The sequence below is a fragment of the Variovorax boronicumulans genome (assembly GCF_029892485.1).
Classification (GTDB): Bacteria; Pseudomonadota; Gammaproteobacteria; order Burkholderiales; family Burkholderiaceae_C; genus Variovorax; species Variovorax boronicumulans_B.
Window position 1 is genome coordinate 190,170 of the sequence record NZ_JARXVG010000005.1, and the last position, 22,693, is coordinate 212,862.

Below are 22,693 nucleotides of genomic sequence, written 5' to 3' on the forward strand. Positions count from 1 at the left end.
AAGGCAACTCCCTGGAAACGAGAAAGCCCCGCACGGGGTGCGAGGCAGGAAGGTGGGTGAGTGCGGGCGGCGTCAGGACGCGTCCTGCTTCTTGTGGCGCAGCGTGACGAAATCCGCCTTGCGCTTGCCGAGGAACGCGCCGATGCCTTCGGCCGCTTCGGCGTCGGCCTGCGATTCGACCATGTACACCGCCTCGGCTTCGAGCTGCTCTTCGAGCGTCGCGCGGTGTGCCTGGCGGCAGAGCGTCTTGATGCGTGCGCTCGCGCGCTGCGGACCATCGGCCACCTTGGCCGCGAGCGCGATCGCTTCGGCCAGCGCGGCGCCCTTGTCGGTGAGGCGGTTGATCGCGCCCAGCGCATGCAGGCGCTCGGCGGGCATGCGGTCGCCGGTGAGGCACATCTCGGTGAGCACCTGGCGCGAGACGAACTCCGAAAGAAAGGCGGTCGCGCCGCCATCCGGCGTGAGGCCGACCTTGACGTAGGCCACCGTGTAGAAGGCATCGCGCGCCGACACGAGCATGTCGCAGGCCATGGCCATCGACAGGCCGGCGCCCGCCGCGCCGCCTTCGACAGCGGCGATCACCGGCTTGCCGCAATCGCGGATCGCGCGGATCAGGTCGTGCAGGCCTTCGAGCTTTTCGCGGCGCTCCGAAGCGGGCAACTCGCGGCGCTTGGCCAAGAGGTTGAGGTCACCGCCGGAGCAGAAGAAATCGCCTGCGCCGGTGAAGACGATGGCGCCCACTTCGGGGTCGTTCTGCGCATCGGTGAGGGCGGCCGACAGTTCGGCATACAGCGTCGGCGTGATCGCGTTGCGCGCACCGGGGTTGCTGTTGGTCAGGATGCGGACCGCGCCCTGCTGGGAGATCAGGACCGTCTTGTTCTCGCTCATGCCGCCAGCTCCTTGCCGAGCGCGATGTAGCGTTGCAGGTGATGGTCTTCATCGCCGAGCTGGTGGTCGATCATCACGAGCCGCTTGGCGTAGTGCGGCAGCGGCAGCTCCCACGTCATGCCGATGCCACCGTGCAGCTGGATGCTTTCTTCGGCCACCAGCGCGCCGATGCGGCCGATGCTGAACTTGGCGGCCGACAGCGCGCGCTCGCGCGCCACGCGGTCCGTGCCGTCGATGGCGGCTGCGGCGTTGATCACCGCCGAGCGGGCCTGTTCGATTTCGAGCAGCAGGTCGGCCATGCGGTGCTGCAGCGCCTGGAAGCTGCCGATCAGGATGCCGAACTGCTTGCGCGTGCGCAGGTACTCCAGCGTTGCGGTCTTGGCGGCTTCCATGGCGCCCACGGCTTCGGCGCACAGCGCCAGCACGCCGCGGCCGATGGCGCGTTCGAGCGTCGCAGAGCCCTGGCCTTCGGCGCCGAGCAATGCATCGGCGCCGAGCTTCACGCCATCGAGCGTGAGTTCTGCGACACGTCCACCGTCGATGGCGGGGCAGCCGCGCACCGTGAGGCCGGCGGTTTTCGCGGGCACGAGGAACAGCGAGATGCCGGCTTCGTCGTCCACATTGCCCGAGGTGCGCGCGGAGACGAGGAACATGTCGGCCTGCTCGCCCTGCGGCACCACGGCCTTGGCGCCGTTCAGCACCCAGCCATCGCCGCTGCGCTCGGCGCGGGTCGAAACGCGCGTGCGCTCGTAGTGCGTGTCGGCTTCGTCATGCGCGAAGGCTGCGACGGTCACGCCATTGATGATGTCGCCGAGCTTTTCCTTCTGCGCATCGCTGCCGGCGGTGGCCAGTGCCTCGCCGACCATCGCCGCGCCCAGCAGCGGCTCGACCACGAGGCCGCGGCCCAGTGCCTCGAAGACCACGGCAATGTCGAAACCGCCGCCGCCGAAGCCGCCATCGGCTTCGCTGAACAGCGCGCCGATCACGCCGAGTTCGGCGAACTGCTGGAAGGTTTCCTTGCTGAAACCGTGCGCCGACTTCGCAATGCGGTCGCGCGCATCGAAGGCGTACTGTTCGGCGATGAAGCGGTTGAGGCTGTCGGCGAGCATGCGCCGATCTTCGGTGTGTTCGAAGTTCATGGCGTTTCCTTTAAAGGCCCAGGATCATCTTGGAGATGATGTTCTTCTGGATTTCATTGGAGCCGCCGAAGATCGACAGCTTGCGGTTGTTGAAGTAGCGCGCGGCGGCGGCCTTCGCATAGGCAGGGCCGAAGGTCTCGCCGTCGAAGCCGTCGTGCAGCGCTTCCTCGACGAAGGGCCGGCCGTAGACGCCCATCGCACGGCGAGCCAGCGACGAAATCTCCTGGCGGATTTCCGTGCCGCGAATCTTCAGCATCGAGCTCTCCGCACCCGGCACGCCGCCGCCGGCCACGGCCGCGATCACGCGCAGGTTCGTCGTCTTCATGTTCTCCAGGTCGATCTCCACACGCGCCATGCGCGCAGCGAACGACGGGTCTTCGGCGAGCGGCTTGCCGTTCTTCACCTGCTTCGCCGCAATGCCCTTGAGCTGTTCCAGCGCGGCCACCGAGAAGCCCACGCCCGCGATGTTGGTGCGCTCGTAGGTCAACAGGTACTTGGCGCAGGTCCAGCCCTTGTTCTCTTCGCCCACGAGGTTCTCGGCGGGCACGCGCACGTCGGAGAAGAACACTTCGTTCACTTCATGCTCGCCGTCGAGCGTGATGATCGGGCGCACTTCCACGCCGGGCGAGGTCATGTCGATCAGCAGGAAGCTGATGCCTTCCTGCTTCTTCGCCTCGCGGTTGGTGCGCACCAGGCAGAAGATCATGTTGGCGTGCTGGCCCAGCGTGGTCCAGGTCTTCTGGCCGTTCACGATGTAGTGGTCGCCTTGCGCGTCGATGCCGCGCACGGCCGAGGTCTTCACGGCCGCAAGGTCGGAGCCCGCGCCGGGTTCCGAATAGCCCTGACACCACCAGTCGGAGCCGTCCAGGATGCGCGGCAGCCAGCGCTGCTTTTGCGCCTCGTTGCCGTACTTGATGAGCACCGGCCCCAGCATGTTCACGCCAAAGGGCACGATGCGCGGCGCGAAGGCCAGCGCGCATTCGTGTTCGAAGATGAACTTCTCCACCGCCGTCCAGCCCGGGCCGCCGTACTGCTCGGGCCAGTGGTCGGCGAGCCAGCCGCGCGCATTCAGGATGGCGTGCCATTCCTGCATGTCGGCCTTGCTGAGAATCTGGCCACCGCTGACCTTCGCCGAGAGGCGCACCGGCAGCTTGTCGGCGAGGAAGGCGCGCACTTCCGCGCGGAAGGCTTCTTCTTCGGGGGTGAAGTTCAGGTCCATCGCTGGCTCCTCAGTAGATTTCGAACAGGCCGGCCGCGCCCATGCCGCCGGCGATGCACATCGTGACCACCGCGTACTTCGCACCGCGGCGCTTGCCTTCGATGAGCACATGGCCCGTGAGGCGCGCGCCGGTCATGCCGAAGGGGTGGCCGATGGAGATCGCGCCGCCGTTCACGTTGAGCAGTTCCGACGGAATACCCAGCTTGTCCTGGCAGTAGATCGACTGCGAGGCGAAGGCTTCGTTGAGCTCCCACAAGCCGATGTCCTCGACCTTCAGGCCGTGGCGCGCGAGCAGCTTGGGCACCGCGAACACGGGGCCGATGCCCATTTCGTCGGGCTCGCAGCCGGCCAGCGCCAGGCCGCGGAAGGCGCCCAGCGGCTGGATGTTGGCGCGCTCCGCGTCCTTGGCTTCCATCAGCACGCAGGCCGAGGCGCCGTCCGAGAGCTGCGAGGCGTTGCCGGCCGTGATGAACCTGTCTTCGCCCATCACCGGCTTGAGCTTGGCGAGCGCGTCATAGGTGGTGCCGCGGCGGTTGCAGTTGTCTTCGGTGGCGGTGACTTCGCGGTAGGTGACCTCCTTGGTCTCCTTGTCGGTCACCGCCATCGTTGTGGTGCAGGCGACGATCTCGTCCTTGTAGCGGCCGGCGATTTGCGCTTCTTCTGTCTTGCGCTGGCTTTCGGCGGAGAAGCGGTCCTGCGCCTCGCGGCTGATGTTGTAGCGCTTGGCGACGATGTCGGCCGTGTCGATCATCGTCATGTAGAGATCGGGCTTGTGTTCGACGATCCACGGGTCCAGGGTGAGGTCGCCGCCATCGCCGGGGCTGCGGCCGCGGATCTGCGAGATGCTTTCGACGCCGCCCGCGATCATGGCCGGCGCGCCGTCCACCACGATGCGGCCCGCGGCCATGGCAATCGCCTGCAGGCCCGAGGCGCAGAAGCGGTTCACCGTGGTGCCGGCGATGCTGATCGGCAGGCCCGAACGGATGATGGACTGGCGCGCGATGTTGCGGCCCGTGGTGCCCTCGGGGTAGCCGCAGCCGAGGATCGCGTCCTCGATCAATGCCGGGTCCAGCCCCGAGCGTTCGACCGCGGCCTTCACCGCGAAGGACGCCAGCGTGGCGCCGGGGGTGATGTTGAATTCGCCGCGGTGCGCCTTGGTGAGCGGGGTGCGGGCGGTGGAAACGATGACGGCTTCGCGCATGGGGATGCTCCTGTTTACTCGGATTTATTGAGGCTAGAGAAATCAGCACCGCGTTCGACCAGTTCGACCAGCAGCGGCGACGGCTTCCAGAAGATCGGGTCTTCCTTGGCGAACTCGCGGATGTCGGCCAGCACCTTGGGCAGGCCCACGGTGTCCGCGTACTTCATCGGACCGCCGCGGTGGCGCGGGAAGCCGTAGCCGTAGAGGAAGGTCACGTCCACGTCCAGCGGGCGCAGCGCGATGCGCTGGAGCACGACGTTGGCGCCCTCGTTGACCATCGCGGCCATGTAGCGGCGGATGATTTCCTCGTTCGTGAAGCTGCGCCGCACGATGCCCGCGCGCTCGCGCTCGGCGTCGATGATGGCGAGCACCGCCGGGTCGGGCGAGCCGGTGCGCGCGCCCTCGGGGTACAGGTAGTAGCCGCGCTGCGTCTTCTGGCCGAACCAGCCGCGCTCGCAGATGCGGTCGGCGATCTGCACGTAGCGCGCCTGCGGATCGCGCGTGGCGGCCTTGCGCTTGCGCGTGGCCCAGCCGATGTCGCCGCCCGCGAGGTCCGACACCTGGAAAGGGCCCATCGGGTAGCCGAACTCGCGCACGGCCTCGTCGATCTGGTAGGGCGAGGCGCCGTCTTCCATCATGTGGTCGGCCGCCTGGCGGTACACCGCGAGGATGCGGTTGCCGATGAAGCCGTCGCACACGCCGGCGCGCACCGGCACCTTCTTCAGTTTCTTGGCGAGCTCGAAGCCGGTGGCCACCACGTCGGCGCTCACCTTGGCGGCCACCACGATCTCCAGCAGCTTCATGATGTTGGCCGGCGAGAAGAAGTGCAGGCCCACCACGTCCTGCGGGCGAGAGATGCTCGCCGCGATCTCGTCGATGTCCAGGTACGAGGTGTTGGTGGCGAGCACGGCGCCGGGCTTGCACACGCGGTCGAGTTCGGCGAACACGGCCTTCTTCACGCCCATTTCCTCGAACACGGCTTCGACCACGATGTCGACCTGTGCGAGCGCGTCGTAGCTCGTGGAGCCCGAGAAGCGGGCCATGACGGCGGCCTTAGCTTCGGGCGTCATGCGTTCCTTCTTGATGAGCCCGTCGTAGACCTTCTCAACGTGTGCGCGGCCGCGCGCGAGGCTGGGTTCGTCGCGCTCGATCATGGTCACGGGCAGGCCCGCGTCGAGCATCGCCACCGCGATGCCCGCGCCCATGGTGCCGCCGCCGACGATGCCGGCCGATTCGAGGTTGCGCGGGCTGGCGGACTTGGTCTCGGGCGCCTTGAGCACTTCACGCTCGGCGAAGAAGGCGTGGATCAGGCCGGCGCGCTGCGGGCTGTCGATGCACTGCATGAAGAGCTTGCGCTCCAGCGCCATGCCTTCGTCGAAGGGCAGCGCGAGCGCGCCCTCGACGGCTTCGATGATCTTCATCGGCGAGAACAGGCCGCGGCTCTTCTTGGCGGTGTCGGCACGCGCGGCTTCGAGCGCGGCGCGGCTGGCTTCCTTGTCGGCGAGGCCGCCGGCTTCACGTGTGCGGCGCACCGGGGCCTTGGCGGCAATCAGTTCCTGCGCGTAGGCGAGGCCTTCGGCGCGCGCGTCGGCTTCGGTGCCGAGGCGGTCGACGAGGCCGAGCGAGAGCGCTTCCTTCGCGCCCGCATGGCGGCCGCTGAGCATCAGTTCGAGGGCAGGCTTCACGCCGATGAGGCGCGGCGCGCGCTGCGTGCCGCCAGAGCCGGGCAAGAGGCCCAGCGCCACTTCAGGCAGGCCCAGGTTGGCTGTGGGCGAGGCGATGCGGTAGTGCGCCGACAGCGCCACTTCGAGCCCGCCGCCCAGGGCCGCGCCGTGGATGGCGGCGATCACCGGCTTCGAGCAGTTCTCGATCGCAAGGCACACCTCGGGCAGCGACGGCGGCTGCGGCGTCTTGCCGAACTCGCGGATGTCCGCGCCCGCGATGAAGTTGCGGCCCGCGCCGACGATCAGCACCGCCTTGGCCGCGCTGTCGGCCTCCGCCGCGCCGATGGCGGCCACGAGGCCGCGGCGCACATCCACGCCCAAGGCGTTGACGGGCGGGTTGTCGATGGCCACCACGAACACGTCGCCTTGACGCTCGAAGGTGACGGGACCGGAAGACGTGGAGGGGCTGGGGGTGCTCGAAGCGGTGGTGGCCATGTGCTTGTCTCTTGCGTTGGCGGGCCCCGATGCCGTGTGCGAGATGCGCAAAGCAAGAGAGGTCCGAGGCTCTGGGGTGAACCCCGCATTCTTGGCCCGCACCGGCGCTTTGACAATTGCATAGACGGTTGACAGACTGTCAAAGAATTTTTGACACAATCGCCGCATGGACCTGCAATCGCTCACCCTGCTGGTGGAAATCCTTGACGCCGGCAACCTGAGCGCCGCCGCACGCCGGCTCAAGATGAGCCGCGCCAACGTCAGCTACCACCTGAACCAGCTGGAGCGCTCGGTCGGCGCGCAGCTGGTGCGGCGCACCACCAGGCGCGCCGAGCCGACCGAAATCGGCCTGCGGCTCTACCAGCACGGCGTGGCCATCCAGACCGAACTGCTGGCCGCGCGCGAATCGGTCACCACGCTGGGCGAGGGCCTGCAGGGCCGCGTGCGGCTGAGCGTGCCCAGCGGCTACGGGCAGTTGGTGATGGCCGATTGGCTCATCGACTTCAAGCGGCAGTACCCCGGCATCGTGCTGGACGTGGTGTTCGAAAACCGCATCGAGGATCTGCTGCGCGACGAAGTCGACATCGCGGTGCGCGTGATTCCCGAGCCGCCGCAGAACCTGGTGGCGCGCGACCTGGGACCGGTGCGCTACGTGGCCTGCGCTTCACGCGCCTATGCGGAAAAACATCCGCTGCCCGTGCAGCTCGACGAACTGCAGGGCGCGCCCGTGGTCACGGCCGCCGTCATCGGCCGGCAACTGCGCGTGTCGGCCTACCAGGGGGAAACGCGGCGCGAGGTGATCCTGGAGCCGACGCTGATTTCAGAAAACTTTTTGTTCCTGCGTCAGGCCGTTCTCGCCGGCCTGGGTATCGGCCTGGTGCCCGACTACGTGGTGCAGGAAGACGTGCGCAAGGGCGAGGTGCTGACCACGCTGGACGACTGGCGCCTCTCCATCTTCGGCACGCAGATGTTCATGCTCTACATGCCGAACCGGCAGCACACGCGGGCGATCCGCACCTTCATCGACTTCATCCTCGAGCGGGTGCGGGCGCCGGATGCGCAGCCGGCCGATCAGTCGCAGCGGTAGATCACTTCCCCGGCGGGGACTTGGGCGGCCGGCACCTCCGAGCCCTCGGCGCTCAGGAAGCGCATGGGTGCGCCGAAGTTGCGGCAGTAGTTTTCCGCATCCTGGGCGCTGGGCGACTTGAGCACGCCGTCGTTGAGAAAAGTGACCCGGGGCGCGGGCCGAGACACGCAGCCTGCGGCCAGTGCGGTGGCGACGAGAACAAGAGGAGCGGCGAAGCGGCGCATCGGAAACGCGCATCGCTGCGCACCGTGGTGAAGAAAAGGAGTTCGCGACTTTAGCGGCTGTAGAGCCCCACCACGCTCTGCCCGCCCAGCGCATGGCCCTTGAGCGCCGCAAGCAGCGCATCGCGCGTAAGCCCGGCCGGCAGCGCGCCCGGTGCCAGGTCGGATGCGACCACGGTCAGCACGTAGTGATGCGGATGGTCGCCCACCGGCGGGCACATGCCGCGGTAGGCCGTGGCGCCCGCCACGTTCGTGCCCACGGTGAAGCCGCCTGTCTCGTTCGCCTTGAGCTGGCCGCGTTCGGCCGGGATGTTGTAGGCCACCCAGTGCGAGACGCCCAGGCCCAGCGCGCCGTCCGGGTCCGACAGCAGCACGGCGACCGATTTCGCCTTGGCGGGCAATTGCGCCCACGCCACCGGCATCGAGACGTTCTTGCCGCCGCAGTCGCCCACGCCCGCATGCTCGGCCGGGATGACGGTGTTGTCGGCGAAGGCGGTCGAGGTGACCTTCATGCCGGTGGGCGTCTTGCCACCGGTGGCGGGGGTCATGGCGCCGCAGCCGGCGAGCAGGGCTGCGAAGGCGATGGTCGAGATCGAAAGGGTGCCGGGGCGAAGTGTGTTCATGCGTTTCCTGGGTGGGTTGGGGTGGTCAATCGGTGAGCCAGACGCTGCCGTCCGCATCCTCGCGCAGCGCCAGCGCTGTCAGCCGCGCGCCGCGGCAGGGGCCGCCCACGCACTTGCCCGTGTCCGGCTCGAAGATCGCGCCGTGCCGGGCGCACATCAGGAAGCGGCCCGAGCTTTCGAGCACCTCTCCCTCGAAATCGAGCGGGCCGCCCGCGTGCGGGCACTGGTTGAGGTAGCCGTGGACCTTGCCGTGCCAGCGTACGGCGAAGGCCGGCGTGCCGTCGGGCGTGTTGAACGTGGCGGCCAGGCCGCCCTCGGCGAGGCTGGTGGAAATCAGGCGGTGGTCTGCGGTGCCGCGCAAGAAAGAGGGGGACGTCATCTGCGGGCGAGCGTAGCCCAGGGATCAGCCGCTGGGCAATTCGCCGCGGCAAGCTCGCGGCTTTCTCCGACAAGGGCTTCTTCGAAACTGTATATTCATACAGTATTTTCAACTCGAAGGCGCCCGTGGACCTCCAGCGCAAACTCGCCATCCTTGCGGACGCCGCCAAGTACGACGCTTCCTGCGCGTCCAGCGGCTCGCAAAAGCGCGACTCGCTCGGCGGACGCGGCATCGGCTCGACCGAGGACGCCGGCATCTGCCACAGCTACGCGCCCGATGGCCGCTGCATCTCGCTCCTGAAGGTGCTGCTCACCAACCACTGCCAGTACGACTGCCTCTACTGCGTGAACCGCGCATCGAGCAACGTGCCGCGCGCGCGTTTCCGCGTCGAAGAGGTGGTGCAGCTCACGCTCGACTTCTACCGCCGCAACTGCATCGAGGGCCTGTTCCTCTCCAGCGGCATCATCAAGTCGCCCGACCACACGATGGAGCAGGTGATCGAGGTGGCGCGCCAGCTGCGCGAAGACCACGACTTTCGCGGCTACATCCACCTCAAGACCATTCCGGACGCCAGCGACGAACTCATCGCGCGCGCCGGCCGTTATGCCGACCGGCTCAGCATCAACGTCGAGATGCCCACCACCGAAGGCCTGCAGGCGCTCGCGCCCGAGAAGGACGAAAGCGCGATCCGGCGGTCGATGGCGCGGTTGCGGTTGCGCATCGACGACACGCGCGAAGAAGCGCGCCGCGTGGTGCCGATCCGCGCGCTGCCCGGCGCCGCGCCCACCGCCGCCAAGCCGCCGCCTTTCGCGCCCGCGGGGCAGAGCACGCAGATGATCGTGGGCGCGGATGCCACAGACGACCGCCGCATCCTCGCCTCCAGCGCCACGCTCTACGGTGCCTACAAGCTCAAGCGCGTCTATTACTCGGCCTTCAGCCCCATCCCCGATGCGGCCCGCGCGCTGCCGCTGGTCGCGCCGCCGCTGATGCGCGAGCACCGGCTCTACCAGGCCGACTGGCTCATGCGCTTCTACGGCTTCGAGCACCAGGAAATCGTGGCCGCGCCCGACGGCCTGCTGCGGCTCGATGTGGATCCCAAGCTCGCCTGGGCTCTCGCGCATGCCGAGCGCTTTCCGGTCGACCTGAATCGGGCGCCGCGCGAGATGCTGTTGCGCGTGCCGGGCCTGGGCGTGAAGGCGGTCGAGCGGCTGCTGCAGGCGCGGCGCGTGCGCCGGGTGCGCGCCGACGACCTGCGGCGGCTGCATGTGCCGGCGCGCAAGGTGCTGCCGTTCGTGGTGGCCGACGGGCACCGGCCGGCGGCGGGTGCCATGGCTTCGGCGGCGCCCACCGCCCAACCCACGCAAGCGGCGTTGTTCTGAGCGGGCCCGCGATGCACGTGCGGCTCGATGACCCGATCGATCTGGACGCCTTTCGCCGCCACGCGCGGCAGTTGCTCGCGACGGGCGTGCCGCCGGATCGCGTCGAGTGGAACGGCGAACAGGCCGGCGACGGCCCGGCCGATCTCTTCGGCGCGCCGCACGACGTGGCGCCGCCCGCAATGCCCGCTGCCGGCGCGCGGCATGCCGTGCCCGCGTCCTTCGTCGCGCTGTGCGGCGACGTGATCCTGCACCGTGCCCCGCAGCGTTTCGCGCTCATGTACCGCCTGCTCTGGCGCCTCGCGCACGAGCCCGCGCTGCGGCACGACCCGCTGGACGCCGACATGATGCAGGCCCAGCTGATGGCCAAGGCCGTGCACCGCGACATCCACAAGATGCGCGCCTTCGTGCGCTTCACCCGCGTGGCGGGCGACGACGGGCTGGAGCGCCATGTCGCGTGGTTCGAGCCCGACCACCACATCGTCGAGGCCAACGCGCCGTTCTTCGCGCGCCGTTTCGCGCAGATGCGCTGGGCCATCCTCACGCCCGAGCGGTGCGTCGAATGGAACGGCGAAGCACTGGCCTTCCGCGAAGGCGCCGATCGCCGCGAGAAGCCGCCGCCCGATGCGGGCGAGCAGCTCTGGCTCACCTACTACGAACACATCTTCAACCCGGCGCGCCTGAAGGTCGCGATGATGCGGCGCGAGATGCCGCGCCGCTATTGGCACAACCTGCCCGAGGCCGCGCTGATCCAGCCGCTCACGGACGCGGCGGAGGCGCGCAGCCAGTCGATGATCGATGCGCCGCCCACCGAGGCACGGCGCATCCGCGCGCCCATTGCACTGCATGTGCGGCCGGCCGATGGCGTGGCCCCCGCTGACCTGGCCGAGCTGCGCGCGGCAACGCATGCCTGCCGCGATTGCCCCATCGGCGCGCTCGCCACCCAGGCCGTCTGCGGCGAAGGGCCGCTTGCGCCGCAGCACATGCTCGTCGGCGAGCAACCCGGCGACCAGGAGGACCTGACCGGCCGCCCCTTCGTCGGGCCGGCCGGCCAGTTGCTCGACCGTGCGATGGCGCAACTGGGTTGGGCGCGCGACAGCGTGTACCTGGCCAACGCCGTCAAGCATTTCAAGTACGAACTGCGCGGCAAGCGGCGCATCCACAAGACCGCGGCGCAGCGCGAGGCGCTGGCCTGCGCGCACTGGCTGGAGAGCGAGATTTCGCTGGTCCGACCGCAGGGGCTGGTGGCGCTGGGCGCAACGGCTGCGCGCGCGTTGCTCGGGCGGCCGGTGGCGGTGCAGGCCGAGCGCGGCGAATGGCTGCATGAACGCGCCGATGGCAAGCCGGTGTTCGTGACCCTGCATCCGTCCGCGCTGCTGCGGCTTGCAGACGGCGAGCGCGCCGCAGCCTACGCCCAATGGCTGGGCGACCTCGAGCGTGCGCGCGGCACGGTTTCTGCTGCAATCGCGGCATGAATGCCGAATCGCCCCTTGCCGCGCCGCTCGTTGCGCAACCGCTGACAACCACGGCCTTCGCGCCTTTCGGCAAGGTGATCGAGGCGCCTGCCGGCGAGGGCCGACCGATCAACGGCGGCAACGCGCGGCGCTTCGACCTCGTCGGCGATCTGCAGCTCGACGCCGACGGCGGCCGGCCGATGCTCGCGCTGTTCCGCGCGCAGGCGCGAAGCTTTCCGCACGAGGTGTCGGAGATGGAGCGGCATGCGCTGGGCAGCCAGACCTTCGTGCCCTTGGGCGAGCGCCGTTTCGTGATCGTGGTGGCGCGCGCGGGCGACGCGCCTGCGTCGGCCGATGATCTCGCGGCCTTCATCACCAATGGCCATCAAGGCGTGGTGCTCGCACCCGGCACCTGGCATCACGCGCTGCTGGCGGTCGATGCGGGCGACTTCGTGGTGATCGAGCGGGCTGCGGGCACTGTCGATTGCGACGTCTGCACGTTGCGGACGCCGGCCCGCGTCGCGCCGGCCTAGACCGGACGCAATTGCTCCGCGAGCGAGCGCGTCTTCTCGGTGACCGTGCTCCCGGTGTGCAGCGTGGTCTTGCGCTCGATGAGCATCAGATGGCATTCCTCGTCGGCAACGGGGTTGTGCCGCACGCCCTTGGGCACCACGAACATCTCGCCTTCGCCGAGTTCGACCGGCCCCGCTTCCATCTCGATGCGCAGACGCCCCTTGAGCACCATGAACAGCTCGTCCTCGTCGTCATGGCTGTGCCAGGCGAGCGAGCCGTGGACCTTGGCGACCTTGATGTAGGCGTCATCGACTTCGGCGACGACGCGCGGCGACCAGAACTCGGTGAGCGAGGCGGCGATTTCCTTCGGGGTGGTGACTTGGCTGTCGTTCGACATGGGACTCCTGCACGGAACGTGGGAGGCGCAGCCTACCCCAGCCTGCGTTATCCCGCGATGCGCTCGGCCAATGCCACCAGCGACCGGTCCGACCCCGCCGGTCCGAGCAGCGAAATGCCCAGCGGCGCGCCGTCACGCTTGGCGAGCGGCATCGACAGTTGCGGAAAGCCCGCCAGCCCCGCGATGCACAGCATGCGGATCGCGCGGTTGCGGTAGTCCTCCAGCGACGCTTCGCTGTCGCTGCGCAGCGGCGCGATGTCGGGCATGGTCGGCAGGAGCAGCACGCCGTCGGTGCCGAGCAGTTCGGTCAGGTGCGCGCGGAACGCGGTGCGGAAGACGCGTGCGGTCGCTACTTGCGCATCGGTCACTTCGCGCGACCACGCAAAGCGCTCGGCCACGCCCGGGCCCAGCGGTGGCGCGTAGCGTTCGATCAGCGGGCCGTCGGTGAGCCATGCTTCGCGCGATTGCAGGTAGCGGAAGTGCCAGTACATCGCATCGAACGATTCCATCGCGACGGTCGCGCCCTGCGCCGGGCCGAGGAGGCCCTGCACGCGGTCGGCCGCGCCTTGCAGCGCCTGGGCCGCGGCGGGCACGGCCAGCGCCCAGACGTCGTCGGGCCGCAGCAGCCGCACGCGCTCGGGCAGGGCGGTTGCGTCGGCACCCAGCAGCACATCGGCCACGCGCGCGAAGGTGCCGACATCGCGCGCGAACCAGCCGCAGGTGTCGAAGCTGGGCGCAAGGTCGAGCGCGCCTTCCAGGCTCACGCGGCCATGCGTCGGGCGCAGGCCGTACAGGCCGCAGTGGTTCGCCGGCGCGCGCACCGAGCCGCCGGTGTCGGTGCCGAGCGCGAAGTCGCACAGATTCGATGACACGGCCGAGGCCGACCCCGACGACGATCCGCCCGTGATGCGCAGCGGCGCGCCGCCGTTGACCGGTGCGCCGAAGTGCGCGTTGTTGCCGTTCATCGAGAACGCGAGTTCGTCGGTCACGGTCTTGCCGGCAAAGCGCGCGCCCGCATCGAGCAGCTTCTGCACCGTGGGCGCGGTGCGGGTCTTGATGCCTGACATCGCGAGCACGATGGGGTTGCCGCCGCTGGTCGGGTAGCCAGCCACATCGAACAGGTCCTTGGCCGCAAAGCTCAGGTCCGACAAGGGGCCGGTGCTGGCGCGCGCCACCGGCGCATCGGGGTACGGAACGAAGGCGTGGGCGGGGTCGTGCAATGGCATGGCGATGGACGTGAAAAAGGAAGATTCAGGCAACCAGCACGGGCGCAATGGCGGCGGCGGCCTCCGTGTGGATACAGCGTACACGGTGATTCGGTGCCAGCTCGATCACCGGTGGCTGCGCGGCACGGCAGGCATCGCTCGCGAGCGCGCATCGTTCGGCAAAAGAGCAGCCGGGCGGCAATGCCGAAAGATCGGGCGGCGCACCGCCGATGGTCTCCAGCCGCGTGCCACGCGCCAGCGCCCCGTGCGCCCGGCTCTTGAGCAGCGCGATGGTGTACGGATGCCGCGGCGAGCGGATCAACTCGCGCGCCGTGCCTTCCTCGACGATGCGCCCCGCATACATCACCGCGATGCGGTCGGCCACCTCGACGGCCGCGCCGATGTCGTGCGTGACGAAGATCACCGAGAGCCCAAGGTCGCGCTGCAGTTCGCGCAGCAGCAGCAGGATCTGGATCTGCACCGTGGCATCGAGCGCGGTGGTCGGCTCGTCGGCCAGCAGCAGCTGCGGCTTGCACGCGAGGGCGAGGGCGATCATGGCGCGCTGGCGCATGCCGCCCGACATCTCGTGCGGATAGGCCTGGAGCCGCCGTTCGGGGCTCGGAATGCGCACGCGCTCGAACAGCGCCAGCGCCCGCTGCTGCGCCTCGGCCGCGCTGACGGATTCATGGCGGCGGATCGACTCGACGATCTGCGCGCCCACCGAATACACCGGGTCCAGCGCCAGCAGCGGCTCCTGGAAGATCATCGACGCGACCTTGCCGCGAAAGTCCGCAAGTTCGCGCTGCGACATCGCGAGCACATCGCGCCCCGCCACTTCGACCAGCCCGCCCATGCGCGTGCGGCGCTCGGGGTGCAGGCGCAGCAGCGTGCGCATGGTCACGCTCTTGCCCGAGCCCGATTCGCCGATCAGCGCGACCACTTCGCCGCGCTGCACCTCCAGGCTCACGCCGCTGACCGCATGCACGGGCTTGCGGCCGCCGCTGAAGGTGACGCTGAGGTCGCGCAGCCGGACCATGGGGCTCGCGGTGCCGGTTTCTGTTGCTGTGCTCATGCTGCCTGCTTCTGGAAGGGTTGCGGCTGTGCCATCGGATGCCCGCTTCCGGGCTCATGCACCAGGCAGCTCACCGCATGCTGCGAGCCGGTCTCGATGCGCTCGGGAGCTACCCTGCTGCACAGGGGGGCCGCGATGGAGCAGCGCGGATGAAAGCGGCAACCCGTGGGCGGGTTGATCGGATTCGGCGGATCACCCGCTAGTGCCGCGACTTCAGTGCGGTTGTCGGGGTCCATCGAAGGCATCGAGGAGAGCAGCGCACGCGTGTAGGGATGCGCGGGCGTCTCGTACAGCGCATCGGCCGGGCCGATCTCGGCCACTTGCCCCAGGTACATCACCATCACGCGATCGCTCACGTAGCGCACCACGTTGAGGTCGTGGCTGATGAAGACGTAGGTGAGGCCGAACTCGGTCTTCAGGTCGAGCAGCAGGTTGATGACCTGCGCCTCCACCGACTTGTCGAGCGCCGACACCGCCTCGTCGAGGATCACCATGCGCGGCTGCAATGCGAGCGCCCGCGCAATGTTCACGCGCTGTCGCTGGCCGCCCGACAACTCATGCGGATACCGTTCGGCAAAGCGCTGCGGCGCGAGGCCCACGCGCGCCAGCAGGTCGCGCGCCCGCGCCACCGATTCGCGCCGCGACACGCCGTGCACCTGCGGACCGAAGGCGACCGAATCCTCGATCGTGAGACGCGGATTGAGCGAGGCGTAGCTGTCCTGGAACACCATCTGCACCTGGCGTCTGAATTCCTTGAGCGGCAGGTCGCGGCTGCCGACTTCGCGGCCATCGAAGATCACCTCGCCGCGTGTCGGCTCGATCAGTTGCATCAGCAGCCGCGCGGTGGTCGATTTGCCACAGCCCGATTCGCCGACCACGCCCAGCGTCTCGCCCTTCATCACTTCGAAGTCCACGCCGTCGACGGCGCGCACCACACCGCCGCCCCGGCCCAGCGGGTCTTTCTTGAGCGGAAAGTGCTTGACCAAGCCGGTTATGGTGAGCAGCGGTTGTGCGGGGCCGCCGATGTCTTTCAGTGGTTCCATGGCTGTTTGTCTGTGCGTTGTTGGCGCTGCTGTTTCGGGGCGGGTGCGCAGGCCATCGGGTACTCCCCTCCGCGAATGTCCCCCGGGCTTCGCCCTCCTCCTTGATTTCGCTGCGGGGAGCACCCGATGCCCTGTGCACGTGGGCACGCTGCCGGTGTGCGGCCGATCAACGACTGCTCCGAATAACGGTCACGCCGATGGGGTGCCTTGCGCAGCGAAATCAAGGGGGAGCCCGAAGGGCGGAGGACATTCGCGGAGCAAGGTACCCCGTCGGCGTGATCGCGCCCCGAACAACGAAGATCAAACACAAAGCGACGAGCAGAAGGCGCCATGGTTCACCCCTTGTTGTCCATCGCCGCCCGCAACCCATCGGACAGAAGGTTGAACGAAATCGAAGTGATGAAGATCATCACGCCCGGCAGCGCAGCCACCCAGGGCTGCACATAGATCGCGGTGCGCAGCGTGTTGAGCATCAGGCCCCACTCGGGCTCCGGTGGCTTCACGCCGAGGCCCAGGAACGACAGCCCCGAGGCCAGGATCATCGACACCGCGATCAGGCTCGTGGCGTAGACGAAGATCGGCCCGAGCACGTTGCCCAGCACATGCACCCGCACGATGGTGAAGGGGCTCGCGCCCGAGGCGCGCGCTGCTTCCACGTAGTCGCGGGTGCGCACCTGCGTGGTCACGCTCTCGGCCACGCGCGCGATCTGCGGAATGAACACGATGGTCAGCGAGATCAGCGAATTGACCACCCCCGCGCCCAGCGTGCCCGAGAGCGCAATGGCCAGCAGCACCGACGGGAACGCGTAGAACACGTCGATGGTGCGCATGATCAGTGTGTTGGTGATGCCGCCCGCATAGCCCGCGACGATGCCGATCACCGTGCCCAGCATGAAGGCGCAGAGCACCGGCGTGATGCCGATGAAGAGCGACAGCCGCGCGCCGACGATCAGCCGCGAGAGCATGTCGCGGCCCAGCTCGTCGCTGCCGAAGGGCAGGCCCTCGGTGCCGATGGGCTTGAGCCGCTTGAGCATCGACGACTGGTACGGGTCGGACGGCGCGAGCCAGGGGCCAAACACCGCGAGCGCGATCAGGACCAGCACGACCACGGCAGCGCCGATGGCCACGGGGTCGCTGCGAAAGCGCAGCCACACCGAGGCCCAGTAGCCGCGCGAGCGTTGGACCGGCAACGGTTCCACCGCTGCGGCGGTGGGGGAAGAAGCGAGCACGGTGGACATGGCTTGTCGGCTTCCTTCTTCAGGCTCGCGCAATGCGCGGATCGAGCAGCGTCTGCAGCACGTCCACCAGCAGGTTCAGCACCACGAAGAACATCGCCAGCACCAGGATCGTTCCCTGCAGCAGCGGCAGGTCGCGCTGGAAGATGGCGGAGTTGAGCAGAAAGCCGGTGCCGGGCCACGAGAACACGGTCTCGATCAGGATCGAGCCGCCCAGCAGGTAGCCCAGCTGCAGGCCCATCACGGCCAGGGCCGTGGGCGCCGCGTTCTTCACCATGTGGCGGAACACGCCGAAGTGCGTGAGACCCTTGGCGCGCAGGCCGACGATGAACTCCTGGTCGAGGATGTCGGCCACCAGCGCGCGCACCGTGCGCGCGATGATGCCCATCGGGATCACCGACATCGTGAGCGCCGGCAAGAGCAGGAACTGCAGGTGCTCCCAGTTCCAGGCCCAGTCGTCCGAGCCGCTCGGACCCGCGCCCGTGGCCGGCAGCCACATGAGCTGCGACGAGAACACGATCACCATCACCATGCCCAGCCAGTAGTGCGGCACGCTCACGCCGAGCACCGAGAACATCGAGGCGAGTCGGTCGATCCACGAGTTGCGGAAGTAACCGGCCACGAAGCCGAACAGGCAGCCCAGCACGAAGCCGATGAAGGTGGCCACCACCGCCAGGCGCAGCGTGTTGCCCACGGCGGTGAACACCTCGCCGGCCACCGCGCGGTTGCTCGCGATGGACACGCCCAGGTCGCCATGCACTGCGCGCCAGACCCACATGGCGAACTGCTCGGGCAGCGAGCGGTTGAAGCCGTAGAGCTCGCGCAGCTGCGCCTGCAGGTCCGCCGAGGCGTCGGGCGGCAGGATCGACACCAGCGGATCGCCGGGCGCGATGTGCACGAGCAGGAAACACACGAGGGCCACGCCGATCATGATCGGCACGGCGTAGATCACGCGGCGCAGGAGGTAGGCGAGCATGGCTGGCTGGGTAGCTGGCTGGAGGAGGCGGTCAGTCCATCGTCATCGTCGCGATGTCGATGAACCAGCTCTTGGGCTGCACCACGTTCTTCACCTTGGCCGACATGGCGCGCGGGCCCACGTCGTGCGCAATCCACACGAAGGGCGCGTCGTCCACGATGTGGGTGTGCAGCTTCGCGAGCGCGGCATCGCGCGCCTTGTCGTCGAAGCTGGTGCGCGCATCGGCCACCAGCTTGTCGACCTCGGCGTTGCCGTAGTAGCCCCAGTTGTTCGACACCGGCGGGAAGGCCTTGGTGCTCACGAAGCGCACCATCGCGAAGAAGGGGTCCATCGCCGCGAAGCTGATGTTGACCGCGTTGGCGCCGTTGGCCGACGGGTCCTTCGCGCCCTTGCGCCAGTTGGTGAAGAGCGTGTTCCATTCGATCACGTCGAACTGCACGTCGAAGAAGCATTGCTTGAGCGACTGCTGCGCAAACTCGTTCATCGGCAGCGGCTGCATCTGGCCCGAGCCCGAGGCCGAGATCTGCACCTTCACCTTGATCGGCTTGGCCGCCGAGTAGCCGGCCTGCGTCATCAGCGCCTGCGCGGCCTTCACGTCGTAGCGGATGTCGAAGGTCGGCTTGCCGAACCACGGGTGGCCCGGCGGCACCGTGCCCTTGGGCTCGGCCATCATGCCGCCCAGCAACTGCTTCATGCCGCCGCGATCGATGCAGAGGTTGGCTGCCTGCCGCACGCGCTTGTCGAGCCAGGGCGAGCCTTCGGCGAACGACAGCTGCCACGGCCACACATGCGGCTGCGCGTTCGAATAGATCTTGAAGCCGCGCTGCGTGATCTGCGCCATGGCGTCGGGCGAGGGCGCCTCGATCCAGTCGACCTGCCCGCCCAGCAGCGCAGCGGTGCGCGCGTTGGCCTCGGGCATGGGGATCATCACGACCTTGTCGAACTTGGGCACGCGCTTGGCGTCCCAATACGTTTTGTTGGCGGCGAGCTCCAGCCGCTCGCGCGCCACGAAGCGCGTGACCTTGAACGGGCCTGAGCCCGAAGGGTCGGCGGCGAAGGCGGTCCAGGCGGCCTTGGCCTTGTCGGCAGGCGTGGCGCCGGCAGCGGCATCGAACTTCTTCTGCCAGTGCGCGGGCGAGGCCATGAACAGGTTCGACAGGTTGATCGGCAGGAACGCATCGGGCTCGCTGGTGGTGAGCTCGACCGTCATGTCGTCGATCTTGCGTGCGGACCTGAGCGTGGGCATGCGCGAGGCGGTCACGCCGACCTGGCTCGGATCGAACTGCGGGGCGTCCTTGTCGAGCACCTTCTGCACGTTCCACACCACCGCATCGGCATTGAAGGCCGAGCCGTCGTGGAACTTGACGCCGGGGCGCAGCTTGAAGACCCACCTGGTCTTGTCCTTCGCGTCGACCGCCCACGTGGTGGCGACGCCGGGGATCAGCACGCTGGGCGCGTCGGCCTTGGACAGGTCCCACTGCGTGAGCGCGTCGTAGATCGGGATGCCGGTGAAGCGGTTGCCTTCGAAGCCCTGGTCGGGCTGGCCGAGGGTGCGCGGAATGTCGGCCGCGGTCATTGCGATGCGCAGCGTCTTTTCCTGGGCCAGCGCGGCGGGTGATGCGAGCACCAGCACGGCGAGCGCCGCGCAGGCGGCCAGGGGTTTCAGGGACAGGGCGGGGGCGGCACGCTTCACATGGAACTCCGGTGTGGGATGGCGGAAAGGCTGAAGCAAACGCTCAAGCACGACATGTGCCAACCGATATAGAGCCCCCAGGCGCGCGCCGGTCATTGGCGCGTTGCCATCCCGGCTATGCCGTCCGACCGATAGACGCGGCGGCGCTGCGTTTTCCACAATGCAGCCGCTCGCGTCCAAAGTCCGCGGGCGGGGGCAAGAATCGATGACAACACTGAGGCAAGGCTCGCGCGGGGCCGATGTCCGCAGGCTGCAGGAGGCCCTGAACAGGAAGTTGCAGCCGGGACCGGCGCTCGTGATCGACGGCGACTACGGCCCGTTCACCCGGATGGCCGTGCGCCGGCTGCAGGCTGCGAACTGGCTCGTCGAAGACGGCGAGGCCGGCCCCTGCACGCAGAACCTCGTGTTCGGCAACGAGGGCCGCACGCCGATCCTGCATCCCGTCGCGCTGATCCCGCAGCCCGCGCCCGCCCTGTGCTGGGCTGCCGCCACGGCCATGATCACCCGCTCCACCGTGCAGGCCGTGGTCACGCGCACGCCCGCCGAGCTGATTGCCGGGGACGGCGGCCTGCGCACCTTCGCGGACGCCGACGACGCGATGACGGCCGATGCGCTGTTCGCATCCGCGCACGGCATGGCGCTGCAGCCGGCGGCGTCCTGGACGGTCTGCACCCTGCGCACCGCGCTGCAGGGCGGGCTGCTGATGTTCGACCTGCGCTGGGGCCCCAAGGGCTATGCGGCCGGTGCCGGCAGCCCGGGGCACATGGTGGTGGTGGCCGGCATCCGCGGCGACGGCGATGCGGGCACCACGCTGCGCATCCTCGATCCGTGGCCGCCGGGCAAGGGCGCGCGGTGCTCGCTCAACCACGCCCGGTGGAGCCGGCAGGTGGACGGCAACACCTGCCGCGTGTTCCTGCACCCGTAGCCTGGCGAAGGATGCGGGGTGCGCCGCAGAGGCGGTGCGACAATCCCCGCGCCATGACAGACACCCTCACGATCACCCGCCCCGACGACTGGCACCTGCATGTGCGCGATGGCGCCGCGCTCGAAGCCGTCGTACCGCACAGCGCGCGCCAGTTCGGCCGCGCGCTGATCATGCCGAACCTGCGTCCCCCCGTGACCACCGCCGCCCAGGCCGTGGCCTACCGCGACCGCATCCTCGCCGCAGTGCCCGAAGGCAGCACCTTCGAACCGGTGATGTCGCTCTACCTCACCGACAAGCTGCCGCCCGAGGAAATTGCCCTCGCCGCCGAAGCCGGCGTGCGCGCGCTCAAGCTCTACCCGGCCGGTGCCACCACCAACAGCGATGCCGGCGTGACCGACATCCGCAAGACCTACAAGACGCTCGAGGCCATGCAGAAGCACGGCCTCCTGCTGCTGGTGCACGGCGAAGTGACCGATCCGGCCATCGACCTGTTCGACCGCGAGGCCGTCTTCGTCGACCGGGTGATGATTCCGCTGCGCCGCGACTTCCCCGAACTCAAGGTGGTGTTCGAGCACCTCACCACCAAAGAGGGCGCCCACTACGTGCGCGATGCCGACCGCTTCACGGCCGCCACCATCACCGCGCACCACCTGCTCTACAACCGCAACGCCATCTTCACCGGCGGCATTCGCCCGCACTACTACTGCCTGCCGGTCCTCAAGCGCGAGACGCACCGCGTCGCGCTGGTCGAGGCGGCCACCAGCGGCAGCGACCGTTTCTTCCTCGGCACCGACAGCGCGCCGCACCCCGCGCACCTGAAGGAGCACGCGCTCGGCTGCGCCGGCTGCTACACCGCGCTGACCGCCATCGAGCTTTACGCCGAGGCTTTCGACAGCGTCAATGCGCTCGACAAGCTCGAGGGCTTCGCGAGCTTCCATGGCCCCGACTTCTACGGCCTGCCACGCCATACCGACACCGTCACGCTCAAGCGCGAGACCTGGACCGTGCCCGAGACCGTGCCCTACGGTGAAGCCACGCTCAAGCCCTTGCGCGGCGGTGAAACCATCAATTGGAAACTCGTATGACACCCACGCCGCGCGTGATGCTCCTGATCGATGCCGACAACGTCTCGGCCGACGTGATCGAGCAGGCCGTGCAGCGCACGATGGACGAGTACGGCGCCATCCATGTGCGTCGCGCGTACTGCAATGCCGAGATGGCGGTCAACCGGCAGGCGCTGTTCAAGCAGTTCTCGGTGCGGCCGATGGTGAATCTCTCGGCAGGCAAGAACAGCACCGACATCGCGCTTGCGGTCGATGCGATCGACCTCGTGATCGCCGAGCGGCCTGATGTGGTGGTGCTGGTGTCTTCCGACTCCGACTTCGCGCCGCTCGTGAGCCGGCTGCGCGAAAAGGGCTGCCGCGTGTGCGGCATCGGCCAGCAGGGCAAGACGGGCGACGAGACGGTCGGCGTGTACGACAGCTTCATCGACCTTGCGCACCACAGCGTGAAGCCCGCGGCCCGCACCGCGGCCGCAAAGAAGGTCACGGCGAAGGTGCCCGCTGCGAAGACCGCGCGCACGAAGAGCGCGACGGCGCCTGCCAAGAAGACGGCGACGAAGACCGCCGCGCGCAAGACGACCCGCGCGGCCGCTGCCAAGCCTGCGCCGCGGCCCACCTCGGAAGCCGCCGAATTCATCCTGCAGGCGGCGCCGGCCCTGCGCAGCGGTGCCGACGTGCCGCTCAACGACGTGGCGCAGGCCCTGCGCGCGGCCGGGCTGCTCGGCAAGCACGGCAGTTCGCTTAAGCTGTTCGACAAGCTCACCGCGGAATTCGCCGTGCTGCAGCACCCGGACCGCATCCGCTGGACAGGCGCGTCCGCCTCCTGA

General features: G+C 68.6%; 22 protein-coding genes. 7 read left to right on the forward strand and 15 right to left on the reverse strand.

The genetic code is table 11. The annotated features are described in order from the left end of the window. Positions 1-72: 72 nt before the first annotated feature. From M2282_RS13810 to M2282_RS13830, 5 genes are read right to left on the reverse strand one after another with little or no spacing between them, the layout of a single operon-like run. Complete coding sequence (locus M2282_RS13810; RefSeq protein ID WP_280809344.1) at positions 73-888, reverse strand: oxepin-CoA hydrolase, alternative type; 816 nt, start codon at positions 886-888, stop codon at positions 73-75. Next, complete coding sequence (locus tag M2282_RS13815) at positions 885-2,027, reverse strand: acyl-CoA dehydrogenase family protein (RefSeq protein ID WP_280809345.1); 1,143 nt, start codon at positions 2,025-2,027, stop codon at positions 885-887. The genes M2282_RS13810 and M2282_RS13815 overlap by 4 nt, the downstream gene beginning before the upstream one ends. 10 nt (positions 2,028-2,037) lie before the next feature. Next, positions 2,038-3,246, reverse strand: coding sequence for an acyl-CoA dehydrogenase family protein (locus M2282_RS13820; RefSeq protein ID WP_280809346.1), 1,209 nt, complete (start codon positions 3,244-3,246; stop codon positions 2,038-2,040). Between the two features lie 10 nt (positions 3,247-3,256). Then, positions 3,257-4,447 (reverse strand): acetyl-CoA C-acyltransferase, encoded by a 1,191-nt coding sequence (locus tag M2282_RS13825; protein ID WP_280809347.1) that lies wholly within the window; start codon positions 4,445-4,447, stop codon positions 3,257-3,259. A 14-nt stretch (positions 4,448-4,461) separates the two neighbouring features. Next, a complete protein-coding gene (locus tag M2282_RS13830; protein ID WP_280809348.1) occupies positions 4,462-6,606 on the reverse strand; it encodes a 3-hydroxyacyl-CoA dehydrogenase NAD-binding domain-containing protein in 2,145 nt (714 codons plus the stop codon). A 166-nt stretch (positions 6,607-6,772) separates the two neighbouring features. On the opposite strand from M2282_RS13830, the gene M2282_RS13835 reads away from it, so the two are divergent. Continuing rightward, complete coding sequence (locus M2282_RS13835; RefSeq protein ID WP_280809349.1) at positions 6,773-7,693, forward strand: LysR family transcriptional regulator; 921 nt, start codon at positions 6,773-6,775, stop codon at positions 7,691-7,693. Here M2282_RS13835 and M2282_RS13840 read toward each other — a convergent pair. From M2282_RS13840 to M2282_RS13850, 3 genes are read right to left on the reverse strand one after another with little or no spacing between them, the layout of a single operon-like run. Beyond that, a complete protein-coding gene (locus M2282_RS13840; protein ID WP_280809350.1) occupies positions 7,678-7,917 on the reverse strand; it encodes a hypothetical protein in 240 nt (79 codons plus the stop codon). The genes M2282_RS13835 and M2282_RS13840 overlap by 16 nt on opposite strands. A 50-nt stretch (positions 7,918-7,967) precedes the next feature. Then, positions 7,968-8,537, reverse strand: a complete 570-nt coding sequence (locus M2282_RS13845; protein ID WP_280809351.1) for a YbhB/YbcL family Raf kinase inhibitor-like protein — start codon at positions 8,535-8,537, stop codon at positions 7,968-7,970. 25 nt (positions 8,538-8,562) lie between these two features. Next, a complete protein-coding gene (locus tag M2282_RS13850) occupies positions 8,563-8,916 on the reverse strand; it encodes a Rieske (2Fe-2S) protein (protein ID WP_280809352.1) in 354 nt (117 codons plus the stop codon). 125 nt (positions 8,917-9,041) lie between these two features. Between M2282_RS13850 and M2282_RS13855 the strand changes: the two genes are divergently transcribed. The 3 genes from M2282_RS13855 to M2282_RS13865 are packed head-to-tail and all read left to right on the forward strand — an operon-like array spanning position 9,042 to position 12,279. Next, positions 9,042-10,295 (forward strand): putative DNA modification/repair radical SAM protein, encoded by a 1,254-nt coding sequence (locus M2282_RS13855; RefSeq protein ID WP_280809353.1) that lies wholly within the window; start codon positions 9,042-9,044, stop codon positions 10,293-10,295. Positions 10,296-10,306: 11 nt separating this feature from the next. Then, complete coding sequence (locus tag M2282_RS13860; protein ID WP_280809354.1) at positions 10,307-11,767, forward strand: UdgX family uracil-DNA binding protein; 1,461 nt, start codon at positions 10,307-10,309, stop codon at positions 11,765-11,767. Beyond that, the gene (locus tag M2282_RS13865; RefSeq protein WP_280809355.1) at positions 11,764-12,279 is read left to right on the forward strand and encodes an ureidoglycolate lyase; all 516 of its coding nucleotides are present in this window, start codon (positions 11,764-11,766) and stop codon (positions 12,277-12,279) included. The genes M2282_RS13860 and M2282_RS13865 overlap by 4 nt, the downstream gene beginning before the upstream one ends. On the opposite strand, the gene M2282_RS13870 is transcribed toward M2282_RS13865, so the two are convergent. The 7 genes from M2282_RS13870 to M2282_RS13900 form a co-directional block, all read right to left on the reverse strand. Then, positions 12,276-12,656, reverse strand: a complete 381-nt coding sequence (locus M2282_RS13870; RefSeq protein WP_280809356.1) for a cupin domain-containing protein — start codon at positions 12,654-12,656, stop codon at positions 12,276-12,278. The two genes, M2282_RS13865 and M2282_RS13870, sit on opposite strands and share 4 nt — an antisense overlap. Before the next feature lie 47 nt (positions 12,657-12,703). Then, positions 12,704-13,882 (reverse strand): amidase, encoded by a 1,179-nt coding sequence (locus M2282_RS13875; RefSeq protein WP_280809357.1) that lies wholly within the window; start codon positions 13,880-13,882, stop codon positions 12,704-12,706. Positions 13,883-13,907: 25 nt separating this feature from the next. Then, the gene (locus M2282_RS13880; protein WP_280809606.1) at positions 13,908-14,897 is read right to left on the reverse strand and encodes an ABC transporter ATP-binding protein; all 990 of its coding nucleotides are present in this window, start codon (positions 14,895-14,897) and stop codon (positions 13,908-13,910) included. A 32-nt stretch (positions 14,898-14,929) separates the two neighbouring features. Next, positions 14,930-15,976 (reverse strand): ABC transporter ATP-binding protein, encoded by a 1,047-nt coding sequence (locus M2282_RS13885; RefSeq protein WP_280809358.1) that lies wholly within the window; start codon positions 15,974-15,976, stop codon positions 14,930-14,932. Between the two features lie 335 nt (positions 15,977-16,311). After that, a complete protein-coding gene (locus tag M2282_RS13890) occupies positions 16,312-17,214 on the reverse strand; it encodes an ABC transporter permease (RefSeq protein ID WP_280809359.1) in 903 nt (300 codons plus the stop codon). A 19-nt stretch (positions 17,215-17,233) separates the two neighbouring features. Continuing rightward, entirely contained in the window at positions 17,234-18,187 is a 954-nt protein-coding gene (locus M2282_RS13895) for an ABC transporter permease (protein WP_280809360.1), read from the reverse strand. Positions 18,188-18,218: 31 nt separating this feature from the next. Further along, positions 18,219-19,880, reverse strand: a complete 1,662-nt coding sequence (locus M2282_RS13900; RefSeq protein WP_280809361.1) for an ABC transporter substrate-binding protein — start codon at positions 19,878-19,880, stop codon at positions 18,219-18,221. Positions 19,881-20,085: 205 nt separating this feature from the next. Here M2282_RS13900 and M2282_RS13905 point away from each other — a divergent pair, with 205 nt between their 5' ends. The 3 genes from M2282_RS13905 to M2282_RS13915 are packed head-to-tail and all read left to right on the forward strand — an operon-like array spanning position 20,086 to position 22,693. After that, positions 20,086-20,805: a peptidoglycan-binding protein gene (locus tag M2282_RS13905; protein ID WP_280809362.1), complete on the forward strand. Its 720-nt coding sequence runs from the start codon at positions 20,086-20,088 to the stop codon at positions 20,803-20,805. A 53-nt stretch (positions 20,806-20,858) separates the two neighbouring features. After that, positions 20,859-21,890 (forward strand): dihydroorotase, encoded by a 1,032-nt coding sequence (pyrC, locus tag M2282_RS13910; RefSeq protein WP_280809363.1) that lies wholly within the window; start codon positions 20,859-20,861, stop codon positions 21,888-21,890. Then, positions 21,887-22,693, forward strand: a complete 807-nt coding sequence (locus M2282_RS13915) for an NYN domain-containing protein (RefSeq protein ID WP_280809364.1) — start codon at positions 21,887-21,889, stop codon at positions 22,691-22,693. Before pyrC ends, M2282_RS13915 begins: the two co-directional genes overlap by 4 nt.